The 12,953-nt window shown below is 61.5% G+C and carries 25 protein-coding genes; all 25 read right to left on the reverse strand.

Annotation, left to right across the window (positions count from 1 at the left end; all coding sequences use genetic code 11):
- Positions 1-115: 115 nt before the first annotated feature.
- The 25 genes from rpsK to rpsJ all read right to left on the reverse strand — a co-directional run bounded on the left by rpsK (position 116) and on the right by rpsJ (position 12,798).
- Entirely contained in the window at positions 116-505 is a 390-nt protein-coding gene (rpsK, locus tag C5F46_RS07450) for a 30S ribosomal protein S11 (RefSeq protein ID WP_107324729.1), read from the reverse strand.
- Positions 506-520: 15 nt separating this feature from the next.
- A complete protein-coding gene (rpsM, locus tag C5F46_RS07455; RefSeq protein ID WP_107324730.1) occupies positions 521-889 on the reverse strand; it encodes a 30S ribosomal protein S13 in 369 nt (122 codons plus the stop codon).
- Between the two features lie 183 nt (positions 890-1,072).
- Complete coding sequence (locus C5F46_RS07460) at positions 1,073-1,729, reverse strand: adenylate kinase (RefSeq protein ID WP_107324731.1); 657 nt, start codon at positions 1,727-1,729, stop codon at positions 1,073-1,075.
- A 14-nt stretch (positions 1,730-1,743) separates the two neighbouring features.
- Positions 1,744-3,105: a preprotein translocase subunit SecY gene (gene secY, locus C5F46_RS07465; RefSeq protein WP_107324732.1), complete on the reverse strand. Its 1,362-nt coding sequence runs from the start codon at positions 3,103-3,105 to the stop codon at positions 1,744-1,746.
- A gap of 101 nt (positions 3,106-3,206) precedes the next feature.
- The gene (gene rplO / locus C5F46_RS07470) at positions 3,207-3,677 is read right to left on the reverse strand and encodes a 50S ribosomal protein L15 (protein WP_107324733.1); all 471 of its coding nucleotides are present in this window, start codon (positions 3,675-3,677) and stop codon (positions 3,207-3,209) included.
- A 105-nt stretch (positions 3,678-3,782) separates the two neighbouring features.
- On the reverse strand, positions 3,783-3,974 hold the full coding sequence (gene rpmD, locus C5F46_RS07475; protein WP_107324759.1) for a 50S ribosomal protein L30: 192 nt from the start codon (positions 3,972-3,974) through the stop codon (positions 3,783-3,785).
- An 11-nt stretch (positions 3,975-3,985) separates the two neighbouring features.
- On the reverse strand, positions 3,986-4,552 hold the full coding sequence (rpsE, locus tag C5F46_RS07480) for a 30S ribosomal protein S5 (RefSeq protein ID WP_107324760.1): 567 nt from the start codon (positions 4,550-4,552) through the stop codon (positions 3,986-3,988).
- Positions 4,553-4,562: 10 nt separating this feature from the next.
- Complete coding sequence (rplR, locus tag C5F46_RS07485) at positions 4,563-4,922, reverse strand: 50S ribosomal protein L18 (RefSeq protein ID WP_107324734.1); 360 nt, start codon at positions 4,920-4,922, stop codon at positions 4,563-4,565.
- A gap of 11 nt (positions 4,923-4,933) precedes the next feature.
- Positions 4,934-5,467 carry a 50S ribosomal protein L6 gene (gene rplF, locus C5F46_RS07490; protein ID WP_107324735.1) on the reverse strand — a complete coding sequence of 178 codons (534 nt, stop codon included), beginning with the start codon at positions 5,465-5,467 and terminating at the stop codon, positions 4,934-4,936.
- 10 nt (positions 5,468-5,477) lie between these two features.
- Positions 5,478-5,876, reverse strand: a complete 399-nt coding sequence (gene rpsH, locus C5F46_RS07495) for a 30S ribosomal protein S8 (protein ID WP_181317739.1) — start codon at positions 5,874-5,876, stop codon at positions 5,478-5,480.
- Positions 5,877-5,886: 10 nt separating this feature from the next.
- A complete protein-coding gene (rpsN, locus tag C5F46_RS07500) occupies positions 5,887-6,192 on the reverse strand; it encodes a 30S ribosomal protein S14 (protein ID WP_107324736.1) in 306 nt (101 codons plus the stop codon).
- Between the two features lie 17 nt (positions 6,193-6,209).
- On the reverse strand, positions 6,210-6,770 hold the full coding sequence (gene rplE, locus C5F46_RS07505; protein ID WP_107324737.1) for a 50S ribosomal protein L5: 561 nt from the start codon (positions 6,768-6,770) through the stop codon (positions 6,210-6,212).
- Positions 6,770-7,075, reverse strand: a complete 306-nt coding sequence (gene rplX / locus C5F46_RS07510; RefSeq protein ID WP_107324738.1) for a 50S ribosomal protein L24 — start codon at positions 7,073-7,075, stop codon at positions 6,770-6,772. The genes rplE and rplX overlap by 1 nt, the downstream gene beginning before the upstream one ends.
- A complete protein-coding gene (gene rplN, locus C5F46_RS07515) occupies positions 7,075-7,443 on the reverse strand; it encodes a 50S ribosomal protein L14 (protein ID WP_022705624.1) in 369 nt (122 codons plus the stop codon). The genes rplX and rplN overlap by 1 nt, the downstream gene beginning before the upstream one ends.
- 61 nt (positions 7,444-7,504) lie before the next feature.
- Complete coding sequence (rpsQ, locus tag C5F46_RS07520) at positions 7,505-7,744, reverse strand: 30S ribosomal protein S17 (RefSeq protein ID WP_107324739.1); 240 nt, start codon at positions 7,742-7,744, stop codon at positions 7,505-7,507.
- A gap of 10 nt (positions 7,745-7,754) precedes the next feature.
- Positions 7,755-7,958, reverse strand: a complete 204-nt coding sequence (gene rpmC, locus C5F46_RS07525) for a 50S ribosomal protein L29 (protein WP_107324740.1) — start codon at positions 7,956-7,958, stop codon at positions 7,755-7,757.
- 111 nt (positions 7,959-8,069) lie between these two features.
- Positions 8,070-8,483 (reverse strand): 50S ribosomal protein L16, encoded by a 414-nt coding sequence (rplP, locus tag C5F46_RS07530; protein ID WP_107324741.1) that lies wholly within the window; start codon positions 8,481-8,483, stop codon positions 8,070-8,072.
- A 13-nt stretch (positions 8,484-8,496) separates the two neighbouring features.
- Entirely contained in the window at positions 8,497-9,207 is a 711-nt protein-coding gene (gene rpsC, locus C5F46_RS07535; RefSeq protein WP_107324742.1) for a 30S ribosomal protein S3, read from the reverse strand.
- Positions 9,207-9,587 (reverse strand): 50S ribosomal protein L22, encoded by a 381-nt coding sequence (gene rplV, locus C5F46_RS07540; RefSeq protein ID WP_107324743.1) that lies wholly within the window; start codon positions 9,585-9,587, stop codon positions 9,207-9,209. The genes rpsC and rplV overlap by 1 nt, the downstream gene beginning before the upstream one ends.
- 5 nt (positions 9,588-9,592) lie before the next feature.
- Positions 9,593-9,871, reverse strand: a complete 279-nt coding sequence (gene rpsS, locus C5F46_RS07545) for a 30S ribosomal protein S19 (protein WP_107324744.1) — start codon at positions 9,869-9,871, stop codon at positions 9,593-9,595.
- Between the two features lie 3 nt (positions 9,872-9,874).
- Entirely contained in the window at positions 9,875-10,711 is an 837-nt protein-coding gene (rplB, locus tag C5F46_RS07550) for a 50S ribosomal protein L2 (protein ID WP_107324745.1), read from the reverse strand.
- A gap of 129 nt (positions 10,712-10,840) precedes the next feature.
- Entirely contained in the window at positions 10,841-11,137 is a 297-nt protein-coding gene (locus tag C5F46_RS07555; RefSeq protein ID WP_107324746.1) for a 50S ribosomal protein L23, read from the reverse strand.
- Entirely contained in the window at positions 11,134-11,754 is a 621-nt protein-coding gene (gene rplD / locus C5F46_RS07560) for a 50S ribosomal protein L4 (protein ID WP_107324747.1), read from the reverse strand. The genes C5F46_RS07555 and rplD overlap by 4 nt, the downstream gene beginning before the upstream one ends.
- Positions 11,751-12,476: a 50S ribosomal protein L3 gene (gene rplC / locus C5F46_RS07565; protein WP_107324748.1), complete on the reverse strand. Its 726-nt coding sequence runs from the start codon at positions 12,474-12,476 to the stop codon at positions 11,751-11,753. Before rplC ends, rplD begins: the two co-directional genes overlap by 4 nt.
- A gap of 13 nt (positions 12,477-12,489) precedes the next feature.
- Positions 12,490-12,798 carry a 30S ribosomal protein S10 gene (gene rpsJ, locus C5F46_RS07570; RefSeq protein ID WP_036639457.1) on the reverse strand — a complete coding sequence of 103 codons (309 nt, stop codon included), beginning with the start codon at positions 12,796-12,798 and terminating at the stop codon, positions 12,490-12,492.
- Positions 12,799-12,953 lie beyond the last annotated feature (155 nt).

Consider the following 12,953-nt stretch of genomic DNA (forward strand, 5'->3'; position numbering starts at 1 on the left):
GTACTGCCTCCATACCTGTCCCAGACCCATGTCCGTAAGCCGGGACGCCCGAGGTTAAATGCGAATGGCCCTGGGCCGCGCGGAAACCGCACGGCCCAGGGCGAGAAAGTCGTTGTCAGACCCGGCGACGTTTCGGCGGCCGACAGCCGTTGTGCGCGATCGGCGTCACGTCGCGGATCGAAGTGATGTTGAAGCCCACCGCAGCCAGCGCGCGCAGCGCTGATTCACGGCCCGAGCCGGGGCCCTGGACTTCCACTTCCAGCGTTTTCACGCCGTGTTCCTGCGCCTTGCGGCCCGCGTCTTCGGCGGCCATCTGCGCGGCGTAGGGGGTCGATTTCCGCGACCCCTTGAACCCCATCGTCCCCGAGGACGACCAGGCAATCGCGTTGCCCTGCACGTCCGAAATCAGGATCTTGGTGTTGTTAAAGGAAGAGTTCACATGAGCAACGCCCGAGGCGATGTTCTTGCGCTCTTTCCGCTTGATGCGGGTCTTTTCACGAGCCATCTGCTAACCCTCCCCTTACTTCTTCTTGCCGGCGATCGGCTTCGCCGGGCCCTTGCGGGTGCGGGCGTTGGTATGGGTGCGCTGGCCGCGCACGGGCAGGTTGCGACGGTGACGCAGACCACGATACGAGCCAAGGTCCATCGCACGCTTGATGTTCATCTGAACTTCGCGGCGCAGGTCACCCTCGACGGTATAATTCGCGTCGATATGTTCGCGGATCGCCAGAACCTCGGCATCCGACAATTCGTTCACGCGGCGGGTCCGGTCGATACCGACAGCCTCGCAGATCAGTTCCGCAATATGCGGGCCGATGCCCGTGATATAGGTCAAAGCGATGGGGACGCGTTTCCCCGTCGGGATGTTGACGCCAGCAATACGTGCCAAACGTAGCTTCCTTTTGTTGCGGTTCCGTAACCCCAGAACCTTTTTTCACAACGAATGGCCCGAAAGCGATGCCTTCGGGCCGCTCTCGATCTGGCAGGCGGGTAAACCCGAACCCAGAACGATTCTCGAACGAGACGCCGTGCAATATGGTCAAATGCACGGCGCGTCAAGAGGGCGCGGCTGTCAGCCCTTCGGGCTGTCCAGAATTGCGGCAATTTCGGCCGAAACCACCCCGATCTCGCCCAACCCGTCCACCACATGCAGGCAACCCTGCGCATAGTAGTAACCGATCAGCGGCGAGGTCTTCTTGTAGTATTCCATCAGCCGCTGCTTCAGACTGTCTTCGTTATCATCGGCGCGGCGGCGCAGATCGGTCGATCCGCAGCAGTCGCAGACCCCCGCCACCTTGGTCGGGCGGGTGATGTCGTGATAGACCTCGCCACAGGCGCCGCAGGTAAAGCGACCGGTGATGCGTGCAACCAGCGCCGCATCATCCACCCGCATCTCGATCACCGCATCCAGGCGCTGACCAACCCGCGCCAGCAGATCGCGCAAGGCATCGGCCTGCGGCAGCGTGCGCGGAAAGCCATCAAAGATAAACCCCGTCCCCGCGGCGCCGGTCAGCTTTTCCTCGATCAGCCCGATGACGATTTCATCGGTGACCAACTGGCCGCGGTCCATGACTTCGGCGACCCGGCGCCCCATTTCGCTCCCCGATGATTTCGACTCGCGCAGCATGTCGCCGGTAGAAAGTTGCACCATGCCGCGGCCTTCGACCAGCTTGCGGGCCTGCGTGCCCTTGCCAGCTCCCGGCGGCCCCAGAAGAATGATGTTAACCATTGTCAGTTCCTGCCTCAGCGCCGCGCAGGCGCCTTTTTCGTCGCTGGTTTCTTTTTGCCGCGAAGCTGCGATTTCTCGATCAGCCCCTCATACTGATGGGCCAGCAAGTGCGATTGCACCTGATTGATCGTGTCCATCGTCACAGACACTACGATCAGAACCGAGGTGCCCCCGAAATAGAACGGGATCGCAAGTTGCGAGCGCAGAACCTCTGGCAGCAGGCAGACCAGCGCCAGATAGCCCGAGCCGAGCACCAAGATGCGCGCAACGACGTAATCGAGGTAATCTTCGGTCTTCTTGCCGGGCCGAATACCAGGAATGAAGCCGCCCTGATTCTTCAGATTCTCAGCCACCTCGTCGGATTTGAACGACACGTTGGCGGTGTAAAAATAGGCAAAAAACACGATCATCGCCGTGAAGAACGCCAGATACAGCGGCTGGCCGGGGCCAAAATAGGCAAGGATCGTCGACATCACCGGCCCGGTCTGGCTGCCCGAAAAGGTCGAGATCGTGGTCGGCAGCAGCAAGAGCGACGAGGCAAAGATCGCCGGGATAACGCCTGCCGGGTTGACCTTGATCGGCAGGTGGCTGGAGCCGCCATCGTAAATCTTCATCCCGACCTGACGGCGCGGATACTGAATATGGATCTTGCGCAGCGCGCGCTCCATGAACACCACAAAGGCAATGGTGACCACCACCATCGCAATCACGCCCAGAATGGCCGGCGTGGAAATGGCGCCCGAACGGCCCTGGCTGAAGAACTGCGCCAGCGCGGCGGGAATCTCGGCCACGATGCCGACAAAGATGATCAACGAAATGCCGTTGCCAATGCCGCGGGCGGTGATCTGTTCGCCAAGCCACATCAGGAACATGGTGCCGCCAACCAGCGTGACCACCACGGTCGCCTGGAAGAACAGGCCCGGATCATGCGCCAGATCGCCCGCCTCAAGGCTGCGCGCCAGCCCATAGGCCTGGAACAGCGCCAGCGCGACGGTGCCGTAGCGCGTGATCTGGTTCAGCTTCTTGCGGCCCTGCTCGCCTTCCTTCTTCATCTGCGCCAGCGACGGCACCATGGCCGTCAGCAACTGCACGATGATCGAGGCCGAAATATAGGGCATGATCCCCAGCGCAAAAATACCCATCCGCCCCAGCGCACCGCCGGTGAACATCGACAGTATGCCGCCAATCCCCGCCGCGGCATCATCCATGAACTGCTTGAGCGCCAGCCCGTCGATGCCAGGCACCGGGATGTAGGTGCCGATCCGATAGACGATCAGCAGACCGATGGTGAAATAGATACGCTGGCGCAACTCGGTCGCCTTGCCGAAGGCGCTCCAGCTGATGTTCGACGCCATTTGCTCCGCAGCAGATGCCATGACCGTTCCCTATCATGTCAGCGCCGCCGAACCGTTTCCCGGTCGGCGGCACTTGGAAAACCATGAGCTATGTAAGCGGCGCAGGCGCCGCCCACAACAGCTTATTCAGCGGCAACCGTCGCAACGGTCACCTTGCCGCCCACTTTCTCGACCGCTTCGATGGCGGCTTTAGAGGCACCGGCCACATTCAGCGTCACCGCCGAGGTGATTTCGCCCTTGGCCAGCACCCGCACGCCATCCAACGCACGGCGCAGCAGACCCGACGCGACCAGAGCCTCTGCGTTGATCTCGCCTTTGGCATCCAGCTTGCCGGCATCGACAAACTTCTGGATCAGGCCCAGGTTCACAACGGCGTAATGCTTTTGGTTCGGCTTGTTGAAGCCACGCTTCGGCAGGCGCCGATACAGCGGCATCTGGCCACCTTCATAGCCACCAATCGCCACGCCCGAACGCGATTTCTGACCCTTGATCCCGCGGCCCGCAGTCTTACCCTTGCCCGAGCCAGGACCACGCGCCACACGCTTTTGCTTGCGGGCTGCACCAGGGTTGTCGGAAAGTTCATTCAGTTTCATGTCGCTATCTCCTTGGCCGGAACTACCCCGCCAGCGACGGATGGGGCAAACACGGCGTTTCTTGTTGACGCGGGCGCGCAGAGATACCGCGCGCCCGATGCGGGATCAGCCGCGTTCTTCGATGATCTTCACCAGATGCGGGATGGCGTTCACCATGCCCCGCACCGACGGCGTGTCTTCCAGTTCGCGCGTGCGGTTCACCTTGTTCAGGCCCAGACCGATCAGGGTCCGGCGCTGCACGTCCGGGCGGCGGGCCGCCGAGGCGTATTGCTGCACGACGATGGTTTTCTTGGCCATGGTCATTTCCCTCACGCTTCCGCAATTTCAGCTTCGGGCTTCTTCAGGATGTCGGCCACCTTTTTGCCGCGGCGCTGCGCGACCTGGCGGGGGCTGGCTTCCTGCTTCAGACCGTCGATGGTCGCGCGGATCATGTTGTAGGGGTTCTGGCTGCCGAGCGATTTCGCCACGACGTCCTGAAGGCCCAGCATCTCGAACACGGCGCGCATCGGGCCGCCAGCGATGATACCGGTCCCGGCCACGGCGGTGCGCATCACCACTTTACCGGCGCCATGACGGCCCTCGATATCGTGGTGCAGCGTGCGGCCATCGCGCAGCGGCACGCGGATCAGGCTGCGTTTGGCCTGCTCGGTCGCCTTGCGGATCGCCTCGGGCACTTCTTTCGCCTTGCCCTTGCCAAACCCAACGCGGCCGCGCTGGTCGCCGACCACCACGAGTGCGGCAAAGCCAAAGCGCTTGCCACCCTTCACGGTTTTCGACACGCGGTTGATCGCCACGAGACGATCGGCGAATTCCGGGGTTTCCTCACGGTCGCGACGATCGTCGCGGCGGTCCCGGCGTTGTTCACGTTCTGCCATCATCGTCTCCTTAGAACTTCAGGCCGCCTTCACGGGCAGCATCGGCCAAAGCCTTGATCTTGCCGTGAAAGAGGAAACCACCGCGGTCGAAGTAGCATTCTTCGACGCCGGCCTTCTTGGCGCGCTCGGCAATCGCCGACCCGACCTTGGATGCGGCTTCGACGTTGTTCTTGCCCACCACGCCGAGATCTTTCTCGAGCGAGGACGCCGCCGCAACGGTCACGCCATTGACATCGTCGATCAGCTGCACGCTGATGTTCTTGTTCGACCGATGTACAGACAGGCGCAGACGCCCGTTCGCCATCGACCGCAACTTGTTCCGCACGCGCAGGCGGCGCTTGAGGAACAGCTCTCGTTTGTTGTTCGCCATTTTTGCGCCCCTTACTTCTTCTTGCCTTCCTTGCGGAAGATGAACTCGCCCTTGTAGCGGATGCCTTTGCCCTTGTAGGGCTCGGGCTGGCGCCACTCGCGGATGTTCGCAGCGACCTGGCCAACAAGCTGCTGGTCGATGCCTTCCACAACGATTTCGGTCTGCTTCGGCGCCGTCACGGTCACACCGGCGGGAACCTCGAAGTTCACTTCGTGGCTGTAGCCCAGCGACAGTTTCAGCACGTTGCCCGTCATAGCGGCACGATAGCCCACACCCTGAATCTCAAGCTCTTTCTTGAAGCCGGTCGAAACACCGGTGACAAGGTTCGAGACCATCGAACGGGCCATGCCCCATTGCTGGCGCGCGCGCTTCGAGGTGCCGCGCGGCTTCACCGTGACGGTGTTGCCATCCAGCACGATCGTGACATCGTCGGTCGCGGTAAAGCTGCGGGTGCCTTTCGGCCCTTTCACTTCCACGGTCTGCCCGCTGACAGAGGCCGAAACCCCCGAGGGCAGCTCGACCGGTTTTTTCCCAATACGAGACATCTTGCCCTCCTCAGAACACGGTGCAGAGCACTTCGCCGCCGACATTGGCGGTGCGTGCGGCCGAGTCCGTCATCACACCCTTGGGCGTGGAGACGATGGAAAGACCAAGGCCGTTGCGGACCGTCGGGATTTCCTTGACAGAAGCATACACGCGGCGGCCCGGTTTCGACACGCGTTTGATTTCGCGGATCACCGGGGTGCCTTCGAAGTATTTCAGGCTGATGAGGAGCTCCGGGTGGCCGTCGGCCCCCGTCGTCTTTTCATAGCCACGGACATAACCTTCCGCAGCCAGCACATCCAGCACCCAGGCGCGCAGTTTCGACGCCGGAGTCTTGACGGTGGATTTTCCGCGCATTTGCGCGTTGCGGATACGGGTCAGCATATCGCCGAGAGGATCGTTCATCGACATGACCTGCTCCTTACCAGCTCGACTTGACCATGCCGGGGATCTGGCCAAACGAGGCCAGTTCGCGCAGCATGATCCGCGAGAGTTTGAGCTTGCGATAATACGCATGCGGGCGACCGGTCAGCTGGCAGCGGTTGTGCAGCCGGACGGCGGAGGAATTGCGGGGCAGTTCAGCCAGCTTCAGAGACGCCTTGAAGCGTTCTTCCATCGGGCGGGACTGATCTTCGATCACGGCTTTCAGGGCGGCGCGCTTGGCAGCATGACGCTTGACCAGCTTCTCGCGCTTCAGCTCGCGTTCAACCATGGATTTCTTGGCCATTGTTCTCTCTCCCGCGATCAGCTGTTGAAGGGCATGTTGAAATGCTTCAACAGCGCCTTCGCTTCCGCGTCTTTGGTCGCGGTGGTGCAGATGATGATGTCCATGCCCAGAACCTCATCGACTTTGTCGAAGTCGATTTCCGGGAACACGATGTGTTCCTTCAGGCCCATCGCATAATTGCCGCGGCCGTCGAACGAGCTGCCTTTGACGCCGCGGAAGTCGCGGACGCGGGGCAGCGCGATCGTGATAAGACGATCGAGGAATTCATACATCCGGTCACCACGCAGCGTGACCTTGCAACCCAGCGGCATCTCCTCGCGAACGCGGAAACCGGCGATGGACTTCTTGGCCTTGGTGATGACGGCTTTCTGACCGGCGATCAGGCTCAGCTCTTCGGCGGCCTGCTTCACCTTCTTGGTGTCCTTGACCGCCTCGCCGACGCCCATGTTCAGGACGATCTTGTCCAGACGCGGGATCTGCATGTCGTTCTTGAAACCGAACTCTTCTTTCAGAGCAGCCCGGATCGTCGAGACATACTGCGCCTTGAGGCGCGGGGTATAGGTTTGCGCGTCCAGCATCAGATCGCCTCCCCGGTGGTCTTGGCGAAACGCACCTTCTTGCCGTCTTCCATGCGGAAGCCGACGCGGGTGGCCTTGCCGTCCTTGTCCATGAGCGCCAGGTTCGACAGGTCGATCGGCATCGGCTTGGCGATGCGGCCACCTTCCGAGCCCTGCGTCTGGCGGGTGTGGCGGATCGCCATGTTCACGCCATCAACCACGGCCTTGTTGTCCTTCGGCATGACGGCCGAAATCTCGCCCTGCTTGCCCTTGTCCTTGCCGGCGAGCACGACGACCTTGTCGCCCTTGCGAAGCTTTGCAGCCATCACAGCACCTCCGGAGCAAGCGAGATGATCTTCATGAAGTTCTTGGCGCGCAATTCGCGCACGACCGGCCCGAAGATACGGGTTCCGACCGGCTCGCCCTGGTTGTTCAGGATGACGGCGGCATTGCGGTCAAAGCGGATGGCGGTGCCATCTTCACGGCGAACTTCTTTGGCGGTGCGCACGACGACGGCCTTGCGGACATCACCTTTTTTCACGCGACCGCGCGGGATGGCTTCCTTCACCGACACCACGATGATGTCGCCCACAGAGGCGTAACGGCGATGGGAACCACCCAGAACCTTGATGCACTGAACCCGGCGCGCGCCGGAGTTGTCAGCAACATCCAGATTGGTCTGCATCTGGATCATTTGGTTTCTCCCGACCTTTGGGAACTCGTCCCAGGGTATCGATCAAAGCTGGAAAATGAACTCAAGCCGAAGCTTCAGTGACCACGGTCCAGCGTTTCGTTTTCGAGATCGGCGCACATTCCTCGATGCGGACGGTGTCACCAACCTTGAACTGGTTGCTTTCGTCGTGAGCCCGGTATTTCTTGGACTTGCGGACGGTCTTTTGCAGCAGCGGGTGCTTGAAGCGGCGCTCGACCAGAACTGTGATGGTCTGTTCGTTCTTGTCCGAGGTGACGACACCTTGCAGGATACGTTTGGGCATGGGTCTCTCCTCAGTTGGCCGCCGCTTCGGCGGCTTTCTGGTTCAGCACCGTCTTGATGCGGGCAACGTCACGACGGACGATGCGCATCCGGGCGGTATTCTCAAGCTGGTTGGTCGCCTGACGGAAGCGCAGGTTGAACGCCTCCTTTTTCAGCGCAAGCAGCTCGTCGCGGAGCTGATCCGGCGTCTTGGTCTTCAGTTCCTTGGCGTTCATCGCCTTGTCCTTTCCAACTCACCAGAAGGCCCCGTTGCGGGTCACCTTTGGCCTGGTGATTGTCCAACAAAAACCCGAACCCCCGGTTGCCCCGGGGGTTCGAGCAAATTCTTACCAGTCTTCGCGGGCGACGATGCGGGTCATGACCGGCAACTTGTTCGCCCCAAGGCGGAGGGCCTCCCTTGCCACAGATTCGGCCACGCCGTCAATCTCAAACATGATCCGGCCAGGTTTGACCTTGGCCGCCCAGTAATCGACCGAGCCCTTGCCTTTACCCATCCGCACTTCGGTCGGCTTGCCGGTGACCGGCACATCCGGGAACACACGGATCCAGACGCGGCCCTGACGCTTCATGTGGCGGGTGATCGCGCGGCGGGCCGCCTCGATCTGCCGCGCGGTGACGCGCTCGGGTTCGGTAGCCTTCAGGGCGAAGGAGCCGAAGTTCAGGTTGAAACCGCCCTTGGCTTCACCGCTGATACGCCCCTTGAACTGTTTGCGGAACTTCGTCCGTTTCGGTTGCAGCATCTTTCAATACTCCTCAGCGGGCGTCGCGGCGCGGGCCACGCGGAGCCGGACCCTCTTGGGCTTCGGCAGCGCGACGGTCGCGGGCTTGCGGGTCGTGTTCCATGATCTCGCCTTTGAAGATCCAGACCTTGACCCCGATGATGCCGTAGGGCGTGGTGGCTTCCGACAACGCATAGTCGATGTCGGCACGCAGGGTATGCAGCGGCACGCGGCCTTCACGGTACCACTCGGTCCGAGCGATCTCGGCGCCGCCAAGGCGGCCACCGACGTTTACCCGGATACCCAAGGCGCCCATGCGCATGGCGTTCTGCACGGCGCGTTTCATCGCGCGGCGGAACGACACCCGGCGCTCAAGCTGCTGGGCGATCGATTCGGCCACCAGTTGCGCGTCCAGTTCGGGCTTGCGGACCTCAACGATGTTGAGGTGCAGTTCCGACTTGGTCATGTTCGCCAGTTTCTTGCGCAGCGTCTCGATATCGGCGCCTTTTTTGCCGATGATCACGCCGGGGCGCGCCGCGTGGATCGTGACACGGCACTTTTTGTGCGGGCGTTCGATGATCACGCGGGAAACGCCCGCTTGCTTGGCTTCTTCATGGATGAAGTCGCGCATCTTGAGGTCTTCAAGAAGCAGGTTGCCGTAGTCCTTCGACTCGGCGAACCAACGGCTATCCCAGGTGCGGTTGACCTGGAGACGCATACCGATCGGGTTGACCTTCTGACCCATTACGCACGCTCCTCGACTTGACGCACCTTGATGGTGATTTCCGAAAACGGCTTCATGATCTTGCCGAACCGGCCGCGGGCGCGCGGACGCCCCCGCTTCAGCACCAGGTTCTTGCCGACCCAGGCTTCGGCCACCACAAGGCTGTCAACATCCAGCCCGTGGTTGTTCTCGGCATTGGCAATGGCCGACTGCAGGCATTTCTTCACGTCGATCGCGATCCGCTTTTTCGAGAAGGTCAGGTCGGCAAGAGCCTTGTCCACCTTCTTGCCGCGGATCAGAGCGGCGACGAGATTCAGTTTCTGCGGCGAGGTGCGAAGCATCTTGGTTTTCGCCATTGCTTCGTTGTCCGCCACGCGGCGCGGATTTTGTTCCTTACCCATGACGATTACTTCCTCTTCGCTTTCTTGTCGGCCGCATGGCCGTAATAGGTCCGGGTCGGGGAATATTCACCAAACTTCTGACCGATCATCTCTTCGGTGACAGCCACCGGGATGTGCTTTTTGCCGTTGTAGACGCCAAACGTCAGGCCCACGAATTGCGGCAGGATGGTGGAGCGACGCGACCAGATCTTGATCACTTCGCCTTTGCCCGACGCCCGCGACTTTTCCGCTTTCTTCAGCAGATAGGCGTCAACGAAAGGGCCTTTCCAAACAGAACGTGCCATGGATTAACGCCCCTTCTTCGCATTGCGCGAGCGAACGATGTATTTGTCCGTCGCCTTGTTCTTGCGGGTCTTGTTGCCTTTGGTCCCTTTACCCCAGGGAGTAACCGGGTGACGACCACCCGAGGTCCGGCCTTCACCACCACCATGCGGGTGGTCGATCGGGTTCATGGCAACACCGCGCACGCTCGGACGGATGCCGAAGTGACGGTTACGACCGGCTTTGCCGAGGTTCTGGTTCGAGTGGTCGGCGTTCGACACCGCACCCACGGTCGCCATGCACTCCTGACGGACCATCCGCAGCTCGCCCGACGACAGGCGGATCTGCGCATAGCCACCGTCACGGCCCACGAACTGGGCATAGGTGCCTGCGGCGCGTGCCAGCTGGCCGCCCTTGCCGGGCTTCAGCTCGACGTTGTGCACGATGGTGCCGATCGGCATACCGGAAAACGGCATCGCGTTGCCCGGTTTTACGTCGGTCTTGGCGCCAGCGATGACGCTGTCCCCCACGGCTAGACGCTGCGGCGCGAGGATATAGGCCTGCTCGCCGTCTTCGTATTTCACCAGCGCAATAAAGGCGGTGCGGTTCGGGTCATATTCGATCCGCTCGACAACAGCCGCCAGGTCAAATTTGGTGCGCTTGAAATCGACGATGCGATACAGGCGCTTCGCGCCCCCGCCCATGCGGCGCATCGTGATCCGTCCGGTGTTGTTCCGGCCGCCCGATTTCGTCAGACCCTCGGTGAGGGATTTGACGGGGCGACCTTTCCAAAGCTCCGAACGGTCGATCAGAACCAGCCCACGCTGGCCCGGCGTCGTCGGTTTGTACGACTTGAGTGCCATGCTCTCTGTCTTCCGTTGCTTTGGACCAATGGTCCGTTTCCGTAGGGGTCTGCCATGCAAACGTCAGGCCCGGTCTTCAAAATGATCTGCGGCCCCGGAACCCGGGGCCGCAAGATTCGTCGCCTTCTATCAAAGGCCGGTAGACACGTCGATAGTGTTTCCGTCCTCAAGCGTGACATAGGCTTTCTTCACGTCGCTGCGGACGCCGGGCCGGCCCTTGAACTTCTTGGTCTTGCCCTTGGTGACGACAGTGTTGACCGCCTTCACCTTGACGCCGAACAGCGCCTCGACCGCTTCCTTGATCGCGGGCTTGGTCGCATCGTTGGCCACCTGAAAAACGACAGCGCCATGCTCGGAGGCCATCGTGGCTTTTTCAGTGATGACCGGCTTGCGGATCACGTCGTAGTGTTCGGGTTTCGCGCTCATTTCAGACGAGCCTCCAGAGCTTCGACACCCGCCTTCGTGATCACGAGCGTGTCACGCTTGAGGATGTCATACACGTTGGCGCCGATCGAGGGCAGCACGTCGATGCCTTCGATGTTGCGCGCGGCGCGGGCGAAGTTTTCGTTCACCTCGGCCCCGTCGATCACCAGCACACGCTTCCAGCCCAGTTCTTTTGCAGCCTTGGCAAGAATCGCGGTCTTGGCTTCAACCATCTCGGCCGACTCGAGGATCACGAGGTTCCCCGAAACCGCCTTGGACGACAGCGCGTGTTTCAGACCCAGCGCGCGGAACTTCTTGGTCAGGTCATGCGCATGGCTGCGCGGAACCGGACCCTTGTAGGTGCCGCCGTGACGGAAGATCGGGGCCTTCTTGGAGCCGTGGCGAGCGCCGCCGGTGCCCTTCTGGCGATAGATCTTCTTGGTCGAATAGCTGACGTCGGATTTGCCCAGCGTCGAATGAGTGCCGGCCTGCGCGGCAGCACGCTGCCAACGCACGACGCGGTGCAGAATGTCCGCCCGCGGTTCCAGGCCGAAGATCGCATCGTCGAGATCAATCGAGCCAGCCTTGCCAGCGTCCAGTTTGATGACATCAAGTTTCATGCTTCACCCCCTTCGGCCGCAACTTCCGCGACCGGAGCCGCCGAGGCGGATTTCAGAGCGGCGGGCAGCGGCAGATCGGCCGGCAGCGGTTTTTTCACCGCGTCCTTGATCGTGACCCAGCCGCCTTTGGAACCCGGAACCGAGCCCTTGACCATGATCAGGCCACGGTCGGGATCGGTGCGCACCACCTGGATGTTCTGCGTGGTCACACGCACCGAACCCAGATGACCGGCCATCTTCTTGCCTTTGAACACCTTGCCCGGATCCTGGCACTGCCCGGTCGAACCATGCGAGCGGTGCGAAACCGACACGCCGTGCGAGGCACGCAGACCGCCGAAGTTATGGCGTTTCATGACACCGGCAAAGCCTTTACCGATCGAGGTGCCAGCGATGTCCACATACTGGCCTTCGGCATAGTGGGCGGCCGAAATCTCGGCGCCGACTTCGATCAGGTTTTCCGGACTGACCCGGAATTCCGCGATCTTGCGCTTGGGTGCCACATTCGCCTTGGCGAAGTGGCCGCGCAGTGCGGCGGTGGTCCGCTTGGCCTTGGCCGAGCCCGCGCCCAGCTGAACGGCGGTGTAGCCGTCACGCTCGGCCGTGCGCTGTGCCACGACTTGAAGGTTGTCAAGTTGAAGAACGGTCACCGGAACCTGACGGCCGTCTTCCATGAACAGCCGGGTCATGCCCAGCTTTTTGGCGATAACACCAGAACGCAACATCCGGGTGCCCTCCTCAGACCTTGATTTCGACGTCGACGCCAGCGGCCAGGTCGAGCTTCATCAGCGCGTCCACGGTCTGCGGGGTCGGATCGACGATATCGAGAAGACGTTTGTGCGTGCGGATTTCCCACTGGTCGCGCGACTTCTTGTCGATGTGGGGGCCGCGCAGAACGGTGAATTTCTCGATCTTGTTGGGCAGCGGAATCGGGCCGCGGACCTGGGCACCCGTGCGTTTGGCCGTGTTCACGATTTCCTGCGTGCTGGCATCCAGAACGCGGTAATCGAAGGCCTTCAGCCGGATGCGAATGTTTTGACCAGTCATTGTCTTGCCTCTCGCAGGGGCTTTCGGTTGAGAGGCAGACAGAGCCTCATGCCCCGCCTGCATCGAACCGTTCCGTAATGATCAGGGGCGCGCCATAGGGCGCGCCGCCCGGTCTTGTCAAGCATGGACGGCGCGGCGCGAGCCACGCGACGCCT

It is taken from the genome of Phaeovulum veldkampii DSM 11550, assembly GCF_003034995.1.
In the GTDB taxonomy this organism is placed as follows: domain Bacteria; phylum Pseudomonadota; class Alphaproteobacteria; order Rhodobacterales; family Rhodobacteraceae; genus Phaeovulum; species Phaeovulum veldkampii.